17 protein-coding genes are annotated in these 21,827 nt (G+C 57.8%); 12 read left to right on the top strand and 5 right to left on the bottom strand.

The genetic code is table 11. The features are described from left to right. Positions 1 to 270: 270 nt before the first annotated feature. The 3 genes from xni to queF all read right to left on the bottom strand — a co-directional run bounded on the left by xni (position 271) and on the right by queF (position 3,465). Complete coding sequence (gene xni / locus SB719_RS17665; RefSeq protein WP_065648300.1) at positions 271 to 1,029, bottom strand: flap endonuclease Xni; 759 nt, start codon at positions 1,027 to 1,029, stop codon at positions 271 to 273. Positions 1,030 to 1,071: 42 nt separating this feature from the next. Beyond that, complete coding sequence (gene ppnN / locus SB719_RS17660; RefSeq protein ID WP_039379917.1) at positions 1,072 to 2,433, bottom strand: nucleotide 5'-monophosphate nucleosidase PpnN; 1,362 nt, start codon at positions 2,431 to 2,433, stop codon at positions 1,072 to 1,074. A gap of 186 nt (positions 2,434 to 2,619) precedes the next feature. Next, complete coding sequence (gene queF / locus SB719_RS17655; RefSeq protein ID WP_292968603.1) at positions 2,620 to 3,465, bottom strand: NADPH-dependent 7-cyano-7-deazaguanine reductase QueF; 846 nt, start codon at positions 3,463 to 3,465, stop codon at positions 2,620 to 2,622. 61 nt (positions 3,466 to 3,526) lie between these two features. On the opposite strand from queF, the gene syd reads away from it, so the two are divergent. The 4 genes from syd (at position 3,527) to SB719_RS17635 (ending at position 6,228) form a co-directional block, all read left to right on the top strand. Next, positions 3,527 to 4,084 (top strand): SecY-interacting protein, encoded by a 558-nt coding sequence (gene syd, locus SB719_RS17650; protein WP_292968602.1) that lies wholly within the window; start codon positions 3,527 to 3,529, stop codon positions 4,082 to 4,084. 579 nt (positions 4,085 to 4,663) lie between these two features. Further along, positions 4,664 to 4,990 carry a YqcC family protein gene (locus SB719_RS17645; RefSeq protein ID WP_065648303.1) on the top strand — a complete coding sequence of 109 codons (327 nt, stop codon included), beginning with the start codon at positions 4,664 to 4,666 and terminating at the stop codon, positions 4,988 to 4,990. After that, complete coding sequence (gene truC, locus SB719_RS17640) at positions 4,990 to 5,769, top strand: tRNA pseudouridine(65) synthase TruC (protein ID WP_065648304.1); 780 nt, start codon at positions 4,990 to 4,992, stop codon at positions 5,767 to 5,769. The genes SB719_RS17645 and truC overlap by 1 nt, the downstream gene beginning before the upstream one ends. A 12-nt stretch (positions 5,770 to 5,781) precedes the next feature. Continuing rightward, entirely contained in the window at positions 5,782 to 6,228 is a 447-nt protein-coding gene (locus tag SB719_RS17635) for a flavodoxin (RefSeq protein ID WP_065648305.1), read from the top strand. A gap of 50 nt (positions 6,229 to 6,278) precedes the next feature. Here the strand turns inward: SB719_RS17635 and garD are convergent, their stop codons facing one another. Next, positions 6,279 to 7,838, bottom strand: coding sequence for a galactarate dehydratase (gene garD, locus SB719_RS17630; RefSeq protein ID WP_065648306.1), 1,560 nt, complete (start codon positions 7,836 to 7,838; stop codon positions 6,279 to 6,281). Positions 7,839 to 8,346: 508 nt separating this feature from the next. Between garD and SB719_RS17625 the strand changes: the two genes are divergently transcribed. The 6 genes from SB719_RS17625 to SB719_RS17600 all read left to right on the top strand — a co-directional run bounded on the left by SB719_RS17625 (position 8,347) and on the right by SB719_RS17600 (position 15,340). Continuing rightward, on the top strand, positions 8,347 to 9,702 hold the full coding sequence (locus SB719_RS17625; RefSeq protein ID WP_065648307.1) for an MFS transporter: 1,356 nt from the start codon (positions 8,347 to 8,349) through the stop codon (positions 9,700 to 9,702). Next, entirely contained in the window at positions 9,699 to 11,045 is a 1,347-nt protein-coding gene (locus SB719_RS17620) for an enolase C-terminal domain-like protein (protein ID WP_065648308.1), read from the top strand. The genes SB719_RS17625 and SB719_RS17620 overlap by 4 nt, the downstream gene beginning before the upstream one ends. 10 nt (positions 11,046 to 11,055) lie before the next feature. Beyond that, complete coding sequence (gene gudD, locus SB719_RS17615) at positions 11,056 to 12,387, top strand: glucarate dehydratase (protein WP_065648309.1); 1,332 nt, start codon at positions 11,056 to 11,058, stop codon at positions 12,385 to 12,387. 52 nt (positions 12,388 to 12,439) lie between these two features. Further along, a complete protein-coding gene (gene garL / locus SB719_RS17610; protein ID WP_314687670.1) occupies positions 12,440 to 13,207 on the top strand; it encodes a 2-dehydro-3-deoxyglucarate aldolase in 768 nt (255 codons plus the stop codon). Between the two features lie 18 nt (positions 13,208 to 13,225). Further along, a complete protein-coding gene (gene garR, locus SB719_RS17605) occupies positions 13,226 to 14,110 on the top strand; it encodes a 2-hydroxy-3-oxopropionate reductase (RefSeq protein WP_065648310.1) in 885 nt (294 codons plus the stop codon). 90 nt (positions 14,111 to 14,200) lie between these two features. Continuing rightward, positions 14,201 to 15,340, top strand: coding sequence for a glycerate kinase (locus SB719_RS17600; RefSeq protein ID WP_412159523.1), 1,140 nt, complete (start codon positions 14,201 to 14,203; stop codon positions 15,338 to 15,340). Between the two features lie 90 nt (positions 15,341 to 15,430). Here the strand turns inward: SB719_RS17600 and barA are convergent, their stop codons facing one another. Next, positions 15,431 to 18,160 carry a two-component sensor histidine kinase BarA gene (gene barA / locus SB719_RS17595; RefSeq protein WP_293005331.1) on the bottom strand — a complete coding sequence of 910 codons (2,730 nt, stop codon included), beginning with the start codon at positions 18,158 to 18,160 and terminating at the stop codon, positions 15,431 to 15,433. 82 nt (positions 18,161 to 18,242) lie between these two features. On the opposite strand from barA, the gene rlmD reads away from it, so the two are divergent. Both rlmD and relA read left to right on the top strand, forming a co-directional pair. Then, positions 18,243 to 19,559 carry a 23S rRNA (uracil(1939)-C(5))-methyltransferase RlmD gene (gene rlmD / locus SB719_RS17590; protein WP_065648313.1) on the top strand — a complete coding sequence of 439 codons (1,317 nt, stop codon included), beginning with the start codon at positions 18,243 to 18,245 and terminating at the stop codon, positions 19,557 to 19,559. A 32-nt stretch (positions 19,560 to 19,591) separates the two neighbouring features. Beyond that, on the top strand, positions 19,592 to 21,826 hold the full coding sequence (relA, locus tag SB719_RS17585; RefSeq protein WP_065648314.1) for a GTP diphosphokinase: 2,235 nt from the start codon (positions 19,592 to 19,594) through the stop codon (positions 21,824 to 21,826). The last annotated feature ends 1 nt before the right edge of the window (position 21,827 follow it).

Here is a 21,827-nt window from a genome sequence, read left to right as displayed (position 1 = left end):
GTCATTACGTCCCGCACGCGCATCAATACGGGCGCCATTAATGGCGCCCCTACGGATCCGAGCGTAGGGGACGCATTTATGCGTTCCTGGTGTTTGCGGTCATATCACCGGGTGAACCACGGGCGTCATCACGTCCCGTGCGCGTATCGATACGGGCGCCATGAATGGCGTCATTACGTCCCGCACGTGCATCAATACGGGCGCCATTAATGGCGCCCCTACGGATCCGAGCGTAGGGGGCGCATTTATGCGTCCCTGGTGTACCGCGGTTTATCCTGGCTGATAGCGCAGCGTATTAAGGTTGCCCTGCAGCACTAAATCGCGCTTCAGCGTGGCAACCTGCCGGCAAATGTCGGCTGTTTCACGCTGGGTATGCAATTTACTTTGCCACTTTGCCGGCACCTGTTCCCACTGCTGATAGATCCCCTCCAGTGAACCAAACTGTGCCAGCAGCTCGCGCGCGCTTTTCGGCCCAATACCGGAGACGCCCGGTATCTTACTGCTGCTGATGCCGCATAAACCCCAGTAATCTGGCAGCTGTGCCGGTGTAACGCCAAATTCCTGCGCGATAAATGGCACATCAAGCCAGCGCTTCTGAAAATAGTCGCGAATGCGGATAGCGGGCGCCAGCAGCTGACAATACCCTTTATCGGTGGAAACGATAGTGGCCTGATGCCCGGCCTCCGCCATTTTTACCGCCAGCGTGGCGGCCAGATCGTCTGCTTCATCGCGCCCGGCGATCCAGCAGCTGACGCCTGCGGTGCGGAAAGCCTCCTGCAGCAGCGGCAGCTCCTGTTGCAAATCCTCTGGCATTGGCGGTCGTCCCGCTTTGTAGTCCGGCAGTAGCGCATGACGCCAGCCAGGCTGGCGTTCCGGACTGTCAAATACCGCCACCACGTGCGTGGGGCGCGTGTTACCAAGCAGCTGATGCAGTGCCGCAACACAGGCGTCACGGCAGGGAGAGCCCTGAACGGCATGCAGGCGCCGGATGAGATTCAGCGCATCAATGATTAACAGATGTAGTGCCATAGAAGCGATAAGCGGCAGCCCGCAGGCTGCCTTCCTGAAGGGTTATTTGATGATTTCGTAGCAGGGGATATAAGCGCTGCCCGGAAGTTTCATACGCTGCTGCGCCACAAAGCCCTGCAGCAGCTCATCCATCCGATGCATCAGATCGGCGTCACCGCGCAGCTGATAGGGGCCGCGTTCGCGGATCTCCCGGATACCGATTTCTTTAACGTTTCCGGCCACGATACCGGAGAAAGCGCGACGTAAATCAGCCGCCAGTTTTTCCGCCGGCTGATTCGGAAACAGGTTGAGGTTAGCCATGTTTTCGTGGGTCGGCAGGAAAGGCACCTGCAGATCCGGCGCAATACGGATAGACCAGTTAAAGCTATAAGCGTCTCCGGTTTCACGACGATGCTCTTTTACCTGCGGCATCGCTTTTTTCATCTGGCGCGCCACTTCGGCGGCATCATCAATGATGATCGTATAGTGTTTACGCGCCTGCTCACCCAGCGTATTGACGATGAAATCATCAAGCACGCGGAAATAGTCGGCGCTCTCCTTAGGCCCGGTGAGGATCAGCGGCAGTACCTGCTCGCTGTTCTGCGGATTCATCAGAATGCCAAGCAGGTAGAGAAACTCCTCGGCGGTACCCACGCCGCCCGGGAAGATCACGATGCCATGGGCGATACGCACAAAGGCCTCAAGGCGTTTTTCAATATCGGGCATAATGATGAGTTCATTAACCAGCGGGTTAGGCGGTTCAGCGGCGATAATGGAGGGCTCAGTCAGGCCGATAAAGCGGCTGTCATGATAGCGCTGCTGCGCATGACCGACCGCCGCGCCTTTCATCGGCGCTTCCATTACGCCCGGGCCACAGCCGGTGCAGATGTTCAGCTCGCGCAGCCCCATCTGCGTGCCAACATTACGGCAATACTGATATTCCACCGCGTTGATGGAGTGACCACCCCAGCAAACCACGGTATTAGGATATTCCCCTACGTGCAGCGCACGCGCGTTGCGCAGTATCGAGAAAACCTGATTGGTAATATGCGCCGAATCGTCAGCCTGACCGGCGAGGCGTTCCGGCAGAGCAAGCTGACCGTTAACAAACAGAATATCGCGCAGCACGGCAAACAGGTTTGCCTGCAGTGAACGGATGATTCGCCCATCCACAAACGCCTCTTCCGGTGGATTGATCAGCTCCAGCTTAACGCCGCGCTCGCGGCGCAGGACGTTGATAGCGAAATTTTCAAAACGGGAGAGCAGCTCATGACTGCTGTCTGTCTGGCTGCCGGAGTTAAGCACTGCAAGGGAGCAGTTGCGAAAAAGCTGGTAGAGATCGCTGCTGGCTGTCTGCTTCAGCATGTCCACTTCCAGCTGGGAAAGCAGGTCCATCGAGCCAAGCGGGCTGATATGTGTAATCAAAAGAACTCCTTTACACGCCATAGCGTGACTAATGACGCTGCGCTTAATCTGCTGAGCGCAGTGACGAAAATCCCTGGTCGCATACGCTTTACGCTTAACGCCGCAGACAGATTAACGCTCCCGGTTGTGATTGCTCAAGAGGAACCGCGCATCCCTGCTACGGCCTGCGAGGTGCCTCGCACTCTGTTACTGGCGTGCCAGACGCGAAAAGCCGGGCGTGAAGGGAACATTGCTGCGCCACGGGTTAATATCCAGACCGCCGCGGCGGGTATAACGCGCATAAACGGTTAACGCCTCTGGCCGGCAGAAACGCTGCACGTCATTAAAAATGCGCTCCACGCACTGCTCATGAAACTCATTGTGCTGGCGGAAAGAGATCAGATAACGCAGCAGCGCCTCGCGGTCGATACGCGGGCCTTTATAACGAATCATCACCGAGCCCCAGTCGGGCTGGTTGGTGATCAGGCAGTTAGATTTCAGCAGGTGGCTCACCAGCGTCTCGTCAACAATTTCATTGCCTGCGGCGTGCGCAAGATGTCCGGCATTGAAACCGTAATCGCTGATGCTGATATCCTGTTCATCGATAACGCTGCCGCTGAACTGTCCGATGGGCTGGCTCTCCAGCTCGCTCAGGCGAAACAGCGCTACGCTGACGTTACCGCTGGCGCAGGCACGCAAATCGCGCTCCAGCGTCTGACGCACATCACCCCAGTCTGCAAAGCGGGTCTGATTAAAGCTGTTCAGATAGAGTTTAAAGCTTTTCGACTCAATCAGATTTACGCTGTCAGCATCCAGTACCACTTCGCCGACCGCGACCTGCGGCACACCTTTGCTGTTTAGCCATGAAAGCTCATACAGTGTCCAGATATCTGCGCCGTGAAACGGCAGGTTATCCGGAAAAAGATCGAGAGGTTCCCGGTTCAGACTGCGCGGCACAGATTGCAGCAGCGTGTTATCGTACTCATCAACATAGGCGACAGATTTGCCCAGGGTCAGGCCGCTTAATGCCTGGTTTGGGTGTTCAGAAGACATAATGGTTACCACAACTTGGATCAAAGTGGCTAAGTGTAACCGATCACCAGCGAGAAGATGAATGATGCAGCCCACCGCCGGCGCACTGCGTGCGTTTACCACCCGTTATATCGATCTCTGGCAGCAGCAGCAGGGACACTATCCTGCCAGCAGTGAGCTTATGGGGATCCCTTCGCCCTGTATCATCAGCACCGTTGATGACCGCGTCCTCTGGCAGCCGCAGCCTTTTTCACCGTCGTCGGGCCTGGATGCAGTAGAGCGGGCGCTGGATATTCAGCTCCAGCCTGATATTACTGCGTTTTACACCACCCAGTTTGCCGGCGATATGCATGCCCGCCTGCAGCAGCGCCGGTTAACACTGCTGCAGGTATGGAGCGAAGAGGACTTTCTCCGGCTGCAGGAGAATCTGATTGGCCACCTGATTATGAAGCGACGTCTGAAACAGAGTCCGACGCTGTTTATTGCCACCACCGATTCAGAGCAGGAGATGGTGGCGGTGTGCAATCTTACCGGTGAAGTTATTCTGGAAGAGCCGGGGCGTAATAAACGTGAAATTCTTTCACCCTGCATCAGTACATTTCTTGATGATATACAACCTGTTATCGAACCAGCTGCCTGATATCTGAAGTGTGCTGTAAGAGATCTCTTACAAAGTTTGTGCGAGATTGACATTTTATGCATAAACCTTTCAGAAACGCGAAATGTAAAGATATTGTGAATCATAGAGTTATGGTATCAATCTGAAAATTGAGACAATACTTGATCGATTAATGGCTCATGCTTACTTGTTATTGTGGCGATTTTTGAGAGAATACCCCCCGTTAGCAGGATGCTATGGACAGAGTGACGTTCAGGAGAATGTCAGCCAGGAAGGCGGGAACGTAACGGAGTTTGCGTCACAGGGAAGGCTTCAGGATGAAGCAGGACACTCAGGAGTGAGTAAGGGACACCTCCAGGATGGAGAATGTGAGCCGTGCGGAGCAGGGCGAGCCAGGATGCTAAGGATGCTGTCATGAAGACAGGCAATGGAAAGCGCAGGAAGAGTTGTCACGGATGAGCAGGGAGCACTGCGGTGGCGGGAATGCTGCACAACGAACCGGGAGCACTGTTAATAACAGTGCTCCCTTTTTTTATGCGCTTTTTACGCCATCGGTGACGAGTGATATGCTTGCCGCCCATTATTTCACGGAGGCAACCTATGTCGACGCACACTATTACTCAACGACTGCAGCAGGTCGAAGCAGTCATGCGCGAACACGATTACTGGCAACATAGCGCCCCTGACGCGGCTGCGTTTAACAGCGACCAGCCTTTCTGCCTTGATACCATGGCTCCACTGGAGTGGCTGCAGTGGGTATTGATCCCGCGTATGTCAGCCTTGATCGCCTCCGGCGCACCAATGCCGGCGGGCTTCGCCGTCGCGCCCTATTATGAAGTGGCTCTCACTCCCGTTACCCCCGGCTATGCCGATTTGCTGACCACGCTGCGTGAGCTTGATGCGCTGTTTGCGGAGCCAGCGCGCTGATGCTGGAGATTATCTATCAGGATGAGTGGCTGGTAGCGGTGAACAAGCCGGCAGGCTGGCTGGTTCACCGCAGCTGGCTCGATCGCAAAGAGAAAGTGGTGGTGATGCAAACGGTGCGCGATCAGATTGGTCAGCACGTATTCACCGCACACCGGCTTGATCGCCCGACCTCCGGCGTACTGCTTATGGGGCTGTCGAGCGAGGCGGGACGTTTACTGGCACAGCAGTTTGAACAGCATCAGATACAAAAAACCTATCACGCCGTACTGCGTGGCTGGCTGGATGGCACGGCCACGCTGGATTATCCGCTGCTGGAAGAGCTGGATAAGATCGCGGATAAATTTTCTGCTGAACCGCGCGCACCACAGCCCGCGGTCACGCATTATCAGGCGCTGGCGCAGACAGAAATGCCGGTGGCAATCGGTAAATACAGCAGTGCCCGTTACACTCTGGTGGAGATGTCGCCGCGCACCGGGCGCAAGCATCAGCTGCGCCGTCATATGGCGCATCTGCGCCACCCGATTATTGGCGACAGCGCCCATGGCGATCTGCGACAGAATCGTGGCGCGGCCGCGCATTTTGGGCTTGATCGTTTAATGCTGCACGCCAGCGCCCTGTCGCTGACGCATCCTTTTACCGGAGAGCCGCTGGTGATCCGTGCCGGGCTGGATCCGATATGGCAGCAGATGCTGCAGCAGTTCGGCTGGCAGGATCGGTTACCGGAGGTTCCCAGGGTTGAGTTTGACGCTGAGGCAGTTCAGGATAAGCCAACAGCGTAAAGGAGCAGCAAGATGGCAAAGATTGGCATTTTTACAGGCACGGTTTACGGCAATGCACTGCTGGTCGCCGAAGAGGCGCAGCCGGTGCTGCAGGCGCAGGGGCATGAGGTAGCGGTATTCGAGGACCCGACGCTGGCGGAGTGGCAGGCGTACAGCAGCGAGGTCGTCCTGATTGTAACCTCAACAACGGGGCAGGGCGATCTGCCGGATAATATTGCCCGTCTCCATGCACAAATCCATGATGATCTCGGCTACCAGCCAGCGCTGCGCTACGGTGTGATTGCGCTGGGTGACAGCAGCTATCAGCACTTCTGCGGCGCAGGAAAAACCTTTGATGCCACGCTCCAGGCGCAGCAGGCGCAGCGTATCGGTGACGTGCTGATGGTAGATGCCATTGAGCATCCGGAACCTGAAAGCGTGACGACGCCGTGGGTGGAGAGCTGGGGTAAGCTGCTGTAGTGAGCAGGGCCGCCCTGTATGGCGGCCCGGTATTCACGGCTGTAGCGCTATTACGTCACCGGTGCCGGATTAAACACTGCCAGCTGGTTGCGGATCCCCCAGCGATCGGACCAGGTCTGCTGACGACCGCTGGCGATCTCCAGAATCAGCTCAAACAGACGCCAGCCCACCTGCTCAATGCTCTCTTCACCGGTAGCAATAGTGCCGGCGTTGATATCCATTAAATCGTGCCAGCGCCGGGCCAGCGCGCTGCGCGTCGCCATCTTGATCACCGGGATCGCCGCAAGACCATAAGGCGTGCCGCGTCCGGTCGTAAACACCTGCAGCGTAATGCCGGAAGCCATCTGTTGCGTACCGCAGACGAAGTCGCTGGCAGGTGTGGCCGCGTAAATCAGCCCGCGCTGCGTAGGGCGCTGTCCTGGCGACAGGACTTCAGCAATCGGGCTGCGGCCCGATTTTGCAATCGATCCCAGCGCTTTTTCCACCACGTTTGCCAGTCCGCCTTTTTTGTTGCCCGGTGAGGGATTGGCGCTGCGATCGGTCTGTCCCTGATGCAGATAGTCGTCATACCACGCCATCTCTTCCAGCAGGCGTTTGCCCACCGCTTCATTGACCACGCGCGGCGTCAGCAGATGAATTGCGTCGCGTACTTCAGTTACTTCAGAAAACATAACCGTGGCGCCGCAGCGTACCAGCAGATCGGAGGCAAATCCCACCGCCGGGTTGGCCGTTACGCCGGAAAACGCGTCGCTGCCGCCGCACTGGGTGCCCACCACCAGCTCAGACGCCGGGCAGGGCTCCCGCCGGCGCAGGTTAAGCTTTTTCAGATGCCGTTCGGCAACCTGCAGAATTTCATCCACCATGGCGCCAAAGCCGACGTGACGCTCATCCTGCAGGCGCACGATATCGTTATCATCCAGCGAGATCGCCTGTACATCAGGCGTACCGGTCAGCAGCCGCTCCGGCTGGAGCTTTTCGCAGCCGAGACTGACAATCATCACTTCGCCGCCGAAATTGGGATTCAGCGCAAGGTTATGAATGGTACGGATCGGCACGACGGCAGCCGGCGCGTTAATCGCTACGCCGCAGCCATACAGGTGATTCAGCGCAACCACGCCATCAACGTTGGGGTAACGCGGCAGCAGATCGCGTTCAATAAGCTGCACAACATAATCCACGACGCCCGCCACACAGTGGACGCTGGTGGTAATGCCAAGCAGATTGCGGGTTCCCACACTGCCGTCTGCATTACGATAGCCATCAAAGGTATAGCCTTCCAGCGGCGGCAGCACGGGCGGGACGTTAGTTGCCAGCGGCAGGCTGCTGAGCGGCGGCGCCTCGGGCAGCGCCACCAGCGACTCATCTATCCAGCTGCCGCGCATGATGGGGCGCAGCGCCGTGCCGATCACTTCGCCATAGCGCAGAATCGGTGCATGCTGCGCAATATCGTCCAGCGCAACTTTATGCCCCTGGGGCACATGTTCCGTCAGCTGCAGCCCGTCTGCAAAGCGTGTACCCGCGGGCAGGCCCTGGTCGTTGACGACAATCGCAACGTTATCCGCTTCATGGACTTTTATATAGAGTGGTTTTTCTGTAACGGGTCGGTTCATTGCTCACCTTCCGGGTAGCCGCACTGTACATTGCAGGGCGATAAATAGAGGTTCTGGTCACGTCATCAAAGTCAGCCAGCTCCAGTATAAGCAGCACACGCCCGCCAGCGCATTGTGCAACTGTCCGGCTTTTAGCCCGTTTCTTTGCCCGATTTGGTGGTTTTAACCAAAAGCAAGTGAAGGTGCTCACAAAGCGCTCTCCGGCTGTCTGTTTTTTGTACATTTATGGCACTGTCATCCGCATTTCGTGAGCCATCACGCAGCAGGATGTGCATATGCCACAAAATCTTTTTTGTTTCGGCTGAATTGTCGGGCTTTCTTCCAGTGTTTCAGCGACGGGCTGTTTTTATACTGATTTCCGTTCTCAAAGGTTTGGTTACCTGTCACGACGCATCAACGTTCGCCATAACAACAATCGCCGTGTTTAACCCGACATCATTCTGATACCCAACGCGATGTGTATGCAGTCAGAGTGAATGTAGCGTTCGCTATATTTCAGGAGTGCATCATGAATAGTTACAGCCAGACGGCAGAGGCGGTGCAGAAACGTACCAACGCCCGCTACTGGATCGTGGTGATGTTATTTATTGTCACCTCATTCAACTACGGCGACCGCGCCACCATTTCCATTGCCGGTTCGGCAATGTCCAAAGATATCGGGCTCGACTCTGTCGGACTGGGCTATATCTTTTCCGCCTTCTCCTGGGCCTATGTGATCGGCCAGATCCCGGGCGGATGGCTGCTGGATCGCTTCGGATCCAAGCGCGTCTACTTCTGGAGTATTTTCCTCTGGTCGCTGTTTACCCTTCTGCAGGGCTTTGTCGATCTGTTCAGCGGCTTTGGCATTGTGATTTCGCTGTTCCTGCTGCGCTTTATGGTGGGTCTGGCTGAAGCACCTTCATTCCCCGGCAACAGCCGCATTGTTGCGGCCTGGTTCCCGGCGCAGGAGCGCGGAACCGCTGTCGCCATTTTTAACTCGGCACAATACTTCGCCACGGTGATCTTCGCGCCCATCATGGGCTGGCTGGTTTCTGAAGTCGGCTGGGCGCATGTGTTCTGGTTTATGGGCGGCCTCGGCATCATCCTGAGCTTTATCTGGCTGAAAGTGATGCACGATCCCAACAACCACCCCGGCGTGAACAAGGCGGAGCTGGAGTACATGGAGCAGGGCGGCGCGCTGATCAATATGGATGCGAAAAAAGCCGATCGCAAAGTCAGCCGCGGTGAGAAGTGGGATCAGATCAAACAGCTGCTCTCTACCCGCATGATGTGGGGCATCTATCTTGGCCAGTATTGTGTCAACGCGCTGACCTACTTCTTTATTACCTGGTTCCCGGTTTATCTGGTGCAGGCGCGCGGTATGTCGATTCTGAAAGCGGGCTTTATTGCCTCCGTTCCGGCAATTTGCGGCTTCCTCGGCGGCGTGCTGGGCGGGGTTATTTCCGACTACCTGATGCGTAAAACCGGCTCACTCAATATTGCCCGCAAAACGCCAATCGTTATCGGCATGCTGCTCTCTATCAGCATGGTGATGTGTAACTACACCGAAACGGAATGGGTGGTGGTGCTGTTCATGGCGCTGGCATTCTTCGGAAAAGGCATTGGTGCGCTGGGCTGGGCGGTGATGGCTGATACCGCACCGAAAGAGATCAGTGGCCTGAGCGGTGGCCTGTTCAATATGTTTGGCAACTTCTCCGGTATCGTCACACCTATCGCGATTGGTTACATCATCGCCACCAGCGGATCGTTTGAGGGGGCGCTGGTGTATGTCGGGATCCACGCTTTTGTCGCCGCCTTTAGCTTCCTGTTTATCACCGGTGACATTAAACGCGTTGAGCTGAAACCGTATAAGGAGCCGAAATGAGTACGCAAAGTACGCCTGTCATCACCGACATGCAGGTGATCCCGGTTGCCGGGTACGACAGTATGCTGCTTAACATTGGCGGCGCGCACAACGCCTGCTTTACGCGCAATATTGTGGTGCTGACCGACAGCGCCGGTCATACCGGACTGGGCGAGGCACCGGGCGGCGACACAATCTATCAGACGCTGCTGGCGGCAGTACCCCAGGTTAAGGGCCAGCAGATTGCGCGTATGAACCGGCTGGTGCAGCAGGTGCATAAGGGCAATCAGTCTGCAGATTTTGACACCTTTGGCAACGGGGCCTGGACTTTTGAACTGCGTGTGAACGCGGTGGCAGCGCTGGAAGCGGCGCTGCTGGATCTGCTGGGGCAGCATCTGGGCGTGCCGGTGGCAGAACTGCTCGGGCCGGGTCAGCAGCGTGATGAGGTGACCGTGCTCGGCTATCTGTTTTATATCGGCGATCGCCATAAAACCGATCTGCCTTATCGCAGCGGTGAGGCCGGCAGCCACGACTGGTACCGGCTGCGGCATGAAGAGGCGCTGACGCCGGAGGCGGTGGTGCGTCTGGCAGAGGCAGCGCAGGATAAATATGGCTTCAAAGATTTCAAACTCAAAGGTGGCGTGCTGCCGGGTGAAGAGGAGATCGCCTCGGCGGTGGCGCTGAAGCAGCGCTTCCCGGAGGCGCGCATTACCGTCGATCCCAATGGCGCCTGGCATCTGGACGAGGCGATCGGCCTCTGCAAAGGCCTGCAGGATGTGCTGAGCTATGCAGAAGATCCCTGCGGCGCGGAACAGGGCTACTCCGGGCGCGAAGTGATGGCGGAGTTTCGCCGCGCTACCGGACTGCCGGTTGCCACCAACATGATCGCCACAAACTGGCGCGAAATGAATCACGCCGTGATGCTCAACGCGGTCGATATCCCGCTGGCCGATCCCCACTTCTGGACGCTGAGCGGCGCAGTGCGCGTGGCGCAGCTCTGCGATGAATGGGGTCTCACCTGGGGCTGCCACTCCAACAACCATTTCGATATCTCGCTGGCGATGTTCACCCACGTGGGTGCCGCCGCTCCGGGCAAGCCAACCGCGATTGACACGCACTGGATCTGGCAGGAGGGCGATCAGCGCCTGACGCGCGAGCCGCTGCAGATCCGCAACGGCAAAATTGCCGTGCCGGATAAACCGGGGCTGGGCATTGAGCTGGATCGGGATCGTCTGCAGCAGGCGCATGAACTGTATAAATCACTGCCGGCGGGCGCGCGCAACGACGCCACCGCAATGCAGTATCTGGTTCCCGGCTGGTCATTTGATCGCAAGCGTCCGGCGTTTGGGCGCCGTCATACATAAGGAGCAGAAAATGAGTCAGACCCCTAAAATCGTCGCGATGCAGGTTATTCCGGTTGCCGGACGTGACAGCATGCTGCTCAACCTGAGCGGGGCGCACGCGCCATTTTTTACCCGCAATATTGTCATTATCAAAGATAACGCCGGCCATACCGGTGTGGGCGAGATACCGGGCGGCGAAAAGATCCGTCAGACGCTGGAGGATGCAGCCGCGCTGGTGACCGGAAAAACCGTCGGCGAATATAAAAATATCCTCAATCTGGTACGCAGCACCTTTGCCGACCGCGACGCGGGCGGGCGCGGCAGCCAGACATTTGACCTGCGCACCACTATCCATGTGGTAACCGGTATCGAAGCGGCGCTGCTCGATTTGCTCGGACAGCACCTTGGCGTAAACGTCGCATCACTGCTGGGCGATGGACAGCAGCGCGACCGCGTTGAGATGCTCGGCTACCTCTTCTATATCGGCGATCGTCGCAAAACCTCGCTCGCCTACCAGAGCCAGGAGGATGACCCGTGCGACTGGTATCGTCTGCGTCATGAAGAGGCGCTGACGCCCGATGCAGTGGTGCGGCTGGCTGAAGCCGCGTATGAGAAATATGGCTTTAACGATTTCAAACTCAAAGGCGGCGTGCTGCGCGGCGGCGAAGAGGCGGAGGCGGTTACCGCGCTCGCCAGACGCTTCCCGGAGGCGCGCATTACGCTCGATCCCAACGGAGCCTGGTCACTGAATGAGGCGATTCTGCTGGGTAAACAGCTGAAAGGTGTGCTCGCCTATGCTGAAGATCCCTGTGGCGCAGAGCAGGGGTATTCCGGCCGTGAAGTGATGGCAGAGTTCCGCCGCGCCACCGGTCTGCCGACTGCGACCAACATGATCGCTACTGACTGGCGGCAGATGGGCCACACGCTGTCGCTGCAGTCGGTGGATATCCCGCTGGCCGATCCGCACTTCTGGACCATGCAGGGTTCAGTGCGCGTGGCGCAGATGTGTCACGACTTTGGCCTCACCTGGGGTTCGCATTCCAATAACCATTTTGATATCTCGCTGGCGATGTTTACCCACGTTGCCGCCGCCGCACCGGGTGCGATTACCGCTATCGACACTCACTGGATCTGGCAGGAGGGCAACCAGCGTCTGACCAAAGAGCCATTCGTCATTAAAGGCGGCATGGTGCAGGTACCGCAAAAGCCGGGGCTTGGCGTAGAGCTGGATATGGACCAGGTGATGCAGGCAAACGCGCTGTATCAGAAACATGGACTGGGTGCGCGTGATGACGCTCAGGCGATGCAGTTCCTGGTACCGGACTGGACTTTTGATAATAAGCGTCCCTGCCTGGTGCGCTAACGCTTCAGGCTCTCTGTAAGGGAGCCTGCCGTCAAATACAGGAGTAAACAGAATGAGTAATGCGTGGCCAAATACCTTTCGCCGCCGTCTGCTGGCAGGAGAGACCCTTATTGGCAGCTGGTGCGCCCTTGCCAGTCCGCTGACCACTGAAGTGCTGGGGCTGGCAGGCTTTGACTGGCTGGTGCTGGATGGCGAACATGCGCCCAACGATATCACCACCTTTGTACCACAGCTGATGGCGCTGAAAGGCAGCAGCAGCGCGGCGGTCGTGCGTCCGCCGTGCAATGAGCCGGTGATCATTAAACGCCTGCTGGATATCGGCTTCTATAACTTTCTCATCCCGTTTGTGGAGACGGAAGAGGAGGCGCGCCGCGCCGTTGCCTCCACCCGTTATCCGCCAGCGGGCATCCGCGGCGTGTCGGTTTCGCACCGCAGCAACATGTACGGCACGCTGCCGGATTACAACGCCACGATTAACGACAACATCACGCTGATGGTGCAGATCGAAACGCAGCAGGCGGTGGATAACATCGATGCGATCGCGGCCGTTGACGGCGTGGACGGCATTTTTGTCGGTCCGGGCGATCTCTCAGCCGCGGTGGGCTATCTGGGCCAGCCAGCGCATCCTGAGGTGCTGAAAGTCATTCAATACCTGTTTGAACGCGCTAAAGCAGCAGGCAAGCCATGTGGCATCCTGGCGCCGGTAGAGGCGGATGCACGGCGCTATCTGGAATGGGGTGCCACCTTTGTTGCCGTCGGCAGCGATCTCGGGGTTTTTCGCAACGCCACGCAGGCGCTGTGCAACAAATTTAAACTGTAACGCAGAAAGGGGAAGGCAATGAAAATTGGATTTATCGGCCTCGGTATTATGGGCAAACCGATGAGTAAAAACCTGGTCAAAGCGGGTTACACGCTGGTAGTACGCGATCACAATGCCGGTAATGAGGCGGAGCTGGCAGCGCTGGGCGCTACGGTGGCAAAAACACCCAAAGAGGTCGCAGAGCAGGTGGATGTGGTGATCACCATGGTGCCGAATTCGCCGCAGGTGCAGGAAGTCTGCCTGGGTGCAGGCGGCATCATTGAAGGGGCAAAGCCCGGTCTGATTGTCATTGATATGAGTTCTATCGCCCCGCTGGCCAGCCGCGAGATCCATGATGCGCTGGCGGAAAAAGGGGTCCGTATGCTGGATGCACCGGTCAGCGGCGGTGAGCCAAAAGCGATCGAGGGCACACTGTCTGTCATGGTGGGTGGCGATAAAGCGATCTTCGACCAATGCTTTGAGATTATGAAAGCGATGGCGGGCTCGGTGGTGCATACCGGTGATATCGGCGCCGGCAATGTAACCAAGCTGGCAAATCAGGTAATTGTGGCGCTGAATATCGCAGCCATGTCTGAAGCGCTTTCGCTGGCAACCAAAGCGGGTGTGAATCCGGAACTGGTTTATCAGGCGATCCGCGGCGGACTGGCAGGCAGCACCGTGCTTGATGCCAAAGCGCCCATGGTGCTGGATCGCAACTTCAAACCGGGTTTCCGTATTGACCTGCATATTAAAGATTTAGCGAACGCACTGGATACATCTCACGGCATTGGCGCACATCTGCCGCTGACGGCCGCGGTGATGGAGATGATGCAGGCGCTGAAAACCAGCGGACAGGGCTCCGCCGACCACAGTGCGCTGGCCTGCTATTATGAGACGTTAGCGCAGGTTGAGATAGCCCGGTGAAGCCGCTCTCCGGCGTCTGCGGAGGCCGGAGAACAGGCTGCATAAGCAAAGCAGCATACCGTTACGTTAACCATCGCGCCTGGATTGCCTATGAAAATTGTCATCGCACCCGATTCATACAAAGAGAGTCTGTCTGCCCTGGATGTGGCTGCCGCGATTGAAGCAGGTTTCCGCGAGGTTTTCCCGGCCGCCGAGTATGTCAAAATTCCGGTTGCCGACGGCGGTGAAGGCACCGTTGAGGCAATGGTTGCCGCCACCAGCGGTATGCTGGTCCGGCTGACCGTGACCGGCCCGCTGGGCGATCCCGTTGCAGCGTTTTATGGCCTGTCAGGGGACGAGCGCACCGCGTTTATTGAGATGGCGGCCGCCAGCGGGCTGGAACTTGTGCCGGTGGCGCAGCGCAATGCGCTGATTACCACCTCATGGGGGACCGGTGAGCTGATTAAAAACGCACTCGATCGCGGCGTAGAGCACATCATTATTGGCATAGGCGGCAGCGCCACCAACGATGGCGGTGCCGGAATGATACAGGCGCTGGGTGTCCGTCTGCTGGATAACAGCGGCAGCGATCTGGCACCGGGCGGTGCTGCGCTGGCACAGCTGGCGCAGATTGATATCACCGGAGTGGATGCACGGATTAGAGCGTGCCGCTTTGAAGTCGCCTGCGATGTCACCAATCCGCTGACCGGTGAAAAAGGCGCATCGGCGGTGTTCGGTCCGCAGAAAGGCGCAAATCCGGCGCAGATAGCAGAGCTGGATCGGGCGCTGGCACACTACGCTTCACTTATTCAGCGCGATCTTGATATTGACGTGCTGCATATTGCAGGCGGTGGCGCGGCGGGCGGTATGGGCGCCGCGCTGCACGCCTTCTGCCAGGCTGAGCTGCGCAGCGGCATCGAAATCGTGACGGAAGCGCTCGGGCTGGCGGAGCAGGTCAAAGATGCCGACCTGGTGATCACGGGGGAAGGGCGCATCGACAGTCAGTCTGTGAATGGCAAGGTACCGGTCGGCGTGGCGCGGGTTGCAAAACAGTTCAATAAGCCGGTGATTGGCATTGCCGGTAGCCTGACGCCTGACGTGGGCGTTGTGCATGCGCACGGTCTTGATGCGGTCTATAGCGTACTGTTCAGCATCTGTTCTCTGGAGGAGGCGCTGGCCAGCGCGGAACGGAATGTGCGCATGACGGCGCGTAATGTCGCGGCGGCAATCAGGATAGGCAAAGCGCTGTAAGCCGGATCGCGATGGCTGGCACCCCGGCGGCTGAGAGTCAGGATGAAGGTCACCGCAGAGGTGCCGGGACGATCATCCTGATGCATCCTTTTAGTTCAGCGCCAGCTGCTTACGCGCCTCGCGCGCTACGTTCGCCATCTCATCACTCAGCTCCAGCAGTTCCGGCTCCAGTGCAGCAATATCACTTGTCTGATGCAGGCTGCTCTCCAGCTGCTGGCAGAGCTGCTTCAGGCGGGGAACACCGCTGTAACTGGCGCTGCCGTGCAGCTTATGAATAATTTCGCGCAGTCCGTTTACATCACTTTCAGCTATACAGTGCGTCACGCGCTCCTCCACCTCGGGCAGAAAATCGAGCAGCATCTGTAGCAGATCGCGCGCCAGCGCCGGTTTGCCGGCCGCCTGACGCAGCGCCAGTGACCAGTCGAGTGAAACAGCCACCGCCGCTGCGGGCAGCTGAGCGGCCAGCGCAACCGGCAGATAGCGCTGCAGCAGCCGGGCCAGCCGGGTTTCATCAATCGGTTTCGCCAGATAATCGTTCATGCCGGCGGCAATCAGCTGCTCGCGCTCGCCATCCAGCGCATGCGCCGTAACCGCAACGATGGGCGTGCTGGCGTGCAGCGGCAGCCGCCGGATAATCTCGCTGGCCTGAATACCGTCCATGTCGGGCATCTGAATATCCATCAGGATCACATCCAGCCGCTGCTGCTGCGCAGCGCGGATTGCCTGCTCTGCGTTGTCACACAAAATGATATTTTCAACCTGCTCCTCCAGCAGTGCGCCAATCAGCCTGAGGTTAGCCGGGTTGTCATCCACCGCCATCACCGTCAGCGGCTGACGCGGCAGCGGGGCGGCCAGGCGATGCTGACGGCTGTCAATGTCCAGCAGCAGCGGGATAAAACGCGTCAGCGAAACCGGTTTGGTAATACAGCCAGCAATGCCCCTGGCGCGCAGCTCGTCGGCAAACAGCATCATCTCGCTCGGCAGCGCCAGCAGTACGGCATCCGCCCGGGCGCACAGCTGCTGGATCTCCGCATCCGTCAGCGTTGCCGGATGCGGTTTAGCGACCGGCATTCCCAGCAGCAGAAGGGGATAGTGGCGTTCCGGCAGCGCAGCCAGACTGGGGTAATACTCTACTTTCAGCGGGGTGATACTCAGCATCTCCTGCACAACCCGCGCCACCGCCGGATGGGCTTCCACGTAGGCCAGCGTTGTGGCATGCAGGTCATCCAGCACGCGCGGGATGGCAGGGGCATTCGGGTTGAGGTTGAGCCGGACGCGCACCCGGAAAACCGACCCCTGGCCAGGCTGACTGTGAAAAGCGATCTCACCGCCCATCTCCTGAACCAGTTTCTGGGTGATCACCAGCCCAAGTCCGGTGCCGCCATGCCGGCGGGTAATGCTGGCATCCGCCTGACGAAATGCCTGAAACAGCTGCGGCTGCTGAATATCCGGAATGCCGATGCCGGTGTCATGCACCTGAATCTCCAGTTCCGCCTGCGTGGCGCTGAGATGCTGCAGCTCAACGCGCAGATCGATATGCCCCTGCTCGGTAAATTTGATAGCGTTACCTATCAGGTTGATCAGAATTTGCTGCAGCCGCAGCGGATCGCCGATGACATTGTCAGGCACGCTGTTTTGCAGGCAGACGGTGATCTCCAGCCCTTTCTCATGCGCGGACGGCGCCAGCAGCACCAGCATCTCATCCAGCGTGGCGCGCAGCGGAAACGGTATGGATTCCAGTACCAGCTTACCCGATTCCAGACGCGAGAAATCGAGTACATCGTTGATAATACTCAGCAGATTGTTGGCGGAGCGCTCAATCGTGCTCATATAGTCGCGCTGGCTGGTGCTCAGCCCGGTTTTCAGCATCTGACGGCTGAAGCCGATCACGCCGTTGAGCGGCGTACGCAGCTCGTGGGACATATTCGCCAGAAATTCTGATTTAATGCGGGCCGCTTCCTGAGCACGTTTCTTTGCCAGATCCAGCTCGACGTTCTGAATCTCCAGCTGCTCCAGCGTTTCGCGCAGATCCCAGGTGGCCTGGTCGATATTCTGCTGCATCTCTTCGTGGTAGGCGGTGAGCGACATCGCCATCGCATTGATGCCGTTTTTAAGCATGCTGAGTTCTCCCAGCATGTAGCCCTCCACCCGGCTGTCGAGCTGGCCGCGCCGGATGCGATCGACGGTGGTAACCATGTTACGTATCGGGCCGGTTACATCACGCATCAGACGATAAGCGAACAGCATGGCGAGGCAGAGGCAGAACAGCAGCAGCAGCGTCGCGACAAAAACCTCTTTATACTGCGCCAGCCGGACCGACTGCAGGTCCAGTTCAATGGCGACGTAGCCCAGGGGATTACCGCCGGGTTTGGTCTGTTCATCCGGCTGCTCATCAGCAGAATAGCGTTCAGATATGATAGGCGTGCGCAGCACCAGCAGGTTACCCTGGCGTTCATGCGTGACGCCCTCACGCAGATGCGTCATATCCTCTTTTTGCAGCAGCGCCAGGTTCTGCTTACTGTTCGAGGTGGCGTAAACGCGATTCTGGTTGTCGAAAACCGTAATGGCACGGACAATATCGGAATGACGCCGGTGCAGCAGGCTGACCAGCTCGTGGATCGCATCGCGATCGTGCCAGCTCATCCCATACTCACTAGATACCGCCAGGGGTTCGATAATATTGGCGCCGGCATCGTAGACCTGGCGCTGCAGTTCGTTATAGCGGTGGACGACAAAAAAGGTGCTGAGCAGCAGGCCAATCAGCAGCGTTGGCGCCAGTATTAAAATCATCATCCGCGCCCGCAGGCTGTATTTGGTCATTACGATGCCCTGGCGATTGCCGTTTCCCTGTGCACGCGTCGTGGCGGGCGGCACAACCTGATTAAAAGAGAATACGATTACTATGGCGCAATTTTACGCCGCAAAACAGCGGCCGACGACAAAGCAGCGGATCGCCGTCACTGTTGATGAACTCGATCCGTTCGGACAGGGCGTCGCACGCTATCAGGGAAAAACCCTGTTTGTCAGCGGCGCGCTGCCGGGCGAACAGGCAGAAGTCACGCTGCTGGAAGATAAACGGCAGTTTGCCCGGGGTAAAGCGATAAAGATCGCGCAGCCCAGTCCGCAGCGGGAAATACCGCGTTGCCGCCATTTTGGCGTCTGCGGTGGCTGCCAGCAGCAGCATGCTGCTGTTGCACTGCAGGAGAGCAGCAAGGCGCATGCGCTGAGTCGCCTGCTGAGCCGCGACGCCGCCTCCCCGGTGGCGGTTGAGGAGATTATCCGCGGTGAAAGCTGGGGATATCGGCGTCGCGCCCGGCTTGGGCTGCAGTGGCAGCCGAAGCAGCAGCGGCTGGTGATGGGATTTCGCCAGGCGGCCAGTCATGCGCTGGTGGCGTTGCAGCAGTGCCCTGTTTTGGTGCCCGAACTTGAAGCACTGCTTCAGCCGCTGCACCACTGCCTGAGTGCCCTGCAGGGGGTAAGGCGGCTCGGGCATGTGGAGCTGGTGCTGGCAGACAACGGCCCGCTGATGGTGCTGCGCCATCTCGACGCGCTTTCTGCCCGCGATCGCGCAGACCTGGAACGCTTTTCGCATCAGCACTCGCTTATGCTTTATCTGGCTGACGGCAGCGGCGAGCTGCAGGCGATCAACAGCACTATGCCTTACTACCGCTCGCAGGATTTAACGCTAACCTTTAGTCCACAGGATTTTATTCAGGTTAACGATCGCGTTAATCAGCAGATGGTGGCAACAGCGCTGGCGTGGCTCGATTTGCAACCCGACGACAGCCTGCTGGATCTTTTCTGCGGCATGGGAAATTTCACCCTGCCGGCAGGAAAATTTGTACAAAATGTTGTGGGTGTGGAGGGGGTAGCAGCATTAGTTAAGCAGGCAGAGTATAATGCCGCGCTTAACAATCTAAGCAATGTGCGCTTTTTCCAGCATAATCTGGAAGAAGAGGTTTCGCGTCAGCCGTGGGCGGCGCAGGGATTTAATAAGGTGTTACTGGATCCGGCGCGAGCCGGGGCGGCGGGCGTGATGTCGCATATTGTTAAACTTGCGCCGGAACGCGTGGTCTATGTTTCCTGTAACCCGGTGACGCTTGCACGCGACAGTCAGGTGCTTCTGACTGCGGGCTACCATCTGGAAAGGGTCGCGATGCTGGATATGTTCCCACATACCAGTCATCTCGAATCCATGGTGTTGTTTAGCAAAACATAAGCGGCAGTTATGTCGCTGTGGCAGGAGAGGATATGGTTGCGGTCAGAAGTGCGCATTTAAATACGGCAGGGGAGTTTGCCCTCGATCAGTGGATTGCCAGCCTGACTATTGGTAATCCTCAATCCTGTGAGCGACTGGCAGAGACCTGGCGCTACTGTGAAGCCGAAACGCGCGAGCACCCCGATCAGACTCTGTTGCTGTGGCGCGGTATTGAGATGGTGGAAATTCTCACCATGCTCAGTATGGATTGCGATAGCCTGTGCGCGGCGCTGCTGTTTCCGCTGGCCAACGCAGATGTGGTCAGCGAAGAGAAGCTGGAGCAGGCGTTTGGCAAAGGGATTGTCTCCCTGGTACACGGCGTACGTGATATGGATGCCATTCGCCAGCTGAAAGCGATTCATAATGATTCTATGGCGTCAGCCCAGGTGGATAATGTCCGCCGTATGCTGCTTGCGATGGTGGAGGATTTCCGCTGTGTGGTCATTAAGCTGGCCGAGCGGATTGCGCACCTGCGCGAAATGAAAGATGCGCCAGAAGATGAGCGCGTGCTGGCGGCAAAAGAGAGCACCAACATCTATGCACCGCTGGCTAACCGGCTCGGTATTGGCCAGCTGAAGTGGGAGCTGGAGGATTACTGTTTCCGCTATCTGCACCCGGATGAATATAAGCGCATCGCTAAGCTGCTGCATGAGCGGCGTATCGATCGCGAACAATATATCGATAACTTCGTGACCAACCTGCGCCAGGAGATGCAGAAAGAGGGCGTACGGGCAGAGGTTTACGGGCGGCCGAAACATATCTACAGCATCTGGCGCAAGATGCAGAAGAAGTCACTGGCGTTTGATGAGCTGTTCGACGTGCGCGCGGTGCGTATCGTGGCAGAGCGCCTGCAGGACTGCTATGGCGCACTCGGTACGGTGCATACCCTTTACCGGCATCTGCCCAGCGAATTTGACGATTATGTCGCAAACCCTAAACCCAACGGTTACCAGTCCATTCATACCGTGGTGCTGGGACCACAGGGCAAAACCGTTGAGATCCAGATCCGCACCCGTCAGATGCATGAAGATGCCGAGCTTGGCGTAGCGGCACACTGGAAATATAAAGAGGGGCCGGGCGTCAGCAACTCGCGCGGGGCGGCCGGACACGAAGAGCGTATCGCCTGGCTGCGCAAGCTGATTACCTGGCAGGAAGAGATGGCGGACTCCGGCGAGATGCTGGAAGAAGTGCGCAGTCAGGTGTTCGACGATCGCGTTTATGTCTTTACGCCGAAAGGCGACGTGGTGGATCTGCCCGCCGGCTCCACGCCGCTCGATTTTGCCTATCATATCCACAGCGATATCGGGCACCGCTGTATTGGTGCAAAGATCAGTGGACGCATCGTGCCCTTTACCTATCAGCTGCAGATGGGCGATCAGATTGAGGTCATCACCCAGAAGCAGCCTAATCCCAGCCGCGACTGGCTCAACCCGAACCTGGGCTATATCACCACCAGTCGCGGGCGCTCCAAAGTACACGCCTGGTTCCGCAAACAGGATCGCGATAAAAATATCGTGGCGGGCCGCCAGATCCTCGATAACGAGCTGAGCCAGCTTGATATCAGCATGCGTGAAGCGGAAAAGATCCTGCTGCCGCGTTACAACGTTGGCTCGCAGGATGAGCTGCTGGCAATGATTGGCGGCGGCGATATTCGTCTTAACCAGATGATTAACTTCCTGCAGGCAAAGCTCAATAAGCCGAGCGCCGAAGAGGAAGATCGTGAAGCGCTGCGCCAGCTGACGCAGAAGTCGCATCACGCCTCCAGCGTACGTAAAGAGAGCGGTCGCGTGGTGGTCGAGGGAGTCGGGAACCTGATGCATCACATTGCCCGCTGCTGTCAGCCTATTCCCGGCGACGATATCACCGGCTTTATTACTCAGGGACGCGGCATCTCAATTCACCGTGCCGACTGCGATCAGCTCAGTGAACTGATCTCTCATGCGCCGGAGCGTATCGTTGATGCCGTATGGGGTGAAAGCTACTCCAGCGGCTATTCGCTGGTGGTGCGCGTGACGGCCAACGACCGCAGCGGTCTGCTGCGCGATATCACGACCATACTGGCGAATGAAAAGGTCAATGTACTGGGCGTCTCCAGCCGCAGCGATACCAAAAAACAGCTGGCGACCATTGATATGGATATTGAGATTTATAACCAGCAGGTGCTGGGTCGCGTGCTGGCGCGGCTTAACCAGGTGCCGGATATTATCGACGCCCGTCGTCTGAATTAAC

Origin of the sequence: Pantoea sp. SIMBA_079, assembly GCF_046940275.1 — a bacterium.
Classification (GTDB): Bacteria; Pseudomonadota; Gammaproteobacteria; order Enterobacterales; family Enterobacteriaceae; genus Pantoea; species Pantoea borealis.
Note: the sequence above shows the minus strand (reverse complement) of the source record. Positions and strands in the feature narration are given on the sequence as shown.

Excerpts from the sequence above, each read along its gene's own strand:
- xni (WP_065648300.1), bottom strand. The coding sequence starts at position 1,029 with ATGGCACTACATCTGTTAATCATTGATGCGCTGAATCTCATCCGGCGC.
- queF (WP_292968603.1), bottom strand. The coding sequence starts at position 3,465 with ATGTCTTCTGAACACCCAAACCAGGCATTAAGCGGCCTGACCCTGGGC.
- syd (WP_292968602.1), top strand. The coding sequence starts at position 3,527 with ATGATGCAGCCCACCGCCGGCGCACTGCGTGCGTTTACCACCCGTTAT.
- SB719_RS17645 (WP_065648303.1), top strand. The coding sequence starts at position 4,664 with ATGTCGACGCACACTATTACTCAACGACTGCAGCAGGTCGAAGCAGTC.
- truC (WP_065648304.1), top strand. The coding sequence starts at position 4,990 with ATGCTGGAGATTATCTATCAGGATGAGTGGCTGGTAGCGGTGAACAAG.
- SB719_RS17635 (WP_065648305.1), top strand. The coding sequence starts at position 5,782 with ATGGCAAAGATTGGCATTTTTACAGGCACGGTTTACGGCAATGCACTG.
- garD (WP_065648306.1), bottom strand. The coding sequence starts at position 7,838 with ATGAACCGACCCGTTACAGAAAAACCACTCTATATAAAAGTCCATGAA.
- SB719_RS17625 (WP_065648307.1), top strand. The coding sequence starts at position 8,347 with ATGAATAGTTACAGCCAGACGGCAGAGGCGGTGCAGAAACGTACCAAC.
- SB719_RS17620 (WP_065648308.1), top strand. The coding sequence starts at position 9,699 with ATGAGTACGCAAAGTACGCCTGTCATCACCGACATGCAGGTGATCCCG.
- gudD (WP_065648309.1), top strand. The coding sequence starts at position 11,056 with ATGAGTCAGACCCCTAAAATCGTCGCGATGCAGGTTATTCCGGTTGCC.
- garL (WP_314687670.1), top strand. The coding sequence starts at position 12,440 with ATGAGTAATGCGTGGCCAAATACCTTTCGCCGCCGTCTGCTGGCAGGA.
- garR (WP_065648310.1), top strand. The coding sequence starts at position 13,226 with ATGAAAATTGGATTTATCGGCCTCGGTATTATGGGCAAACCGATGAGT.
- SB719_RS17600 (WP_412159523.1), top strand. The coding sequence starts at position 14,201 with ATGAAAATTGTCATCGCACCCGATTCATACAAAGAGAGTCTGTCTGCC.
- barA (WP_293005331.1), bottom strand. The coding sequence starts at position 18,160 with ATGACCAAATACAGCCTGCGGGCGCGGATGATGATTTTAATACTGGCG.
- rlmD (WP_065648313.1), top strand. The coding sequence starts at position 18,243 with ATGGCGCAATTTTACGCCGCAAAACAGCGGCCGACGACAAAGCAGCGG.
- relA (WP_065648314.1), top strand. The coding sequence starts at position 19,592 with ATGGTTGCGGTCAGAAGTGCGCATTTAAATACGGCAGGGGAGTTTGCC.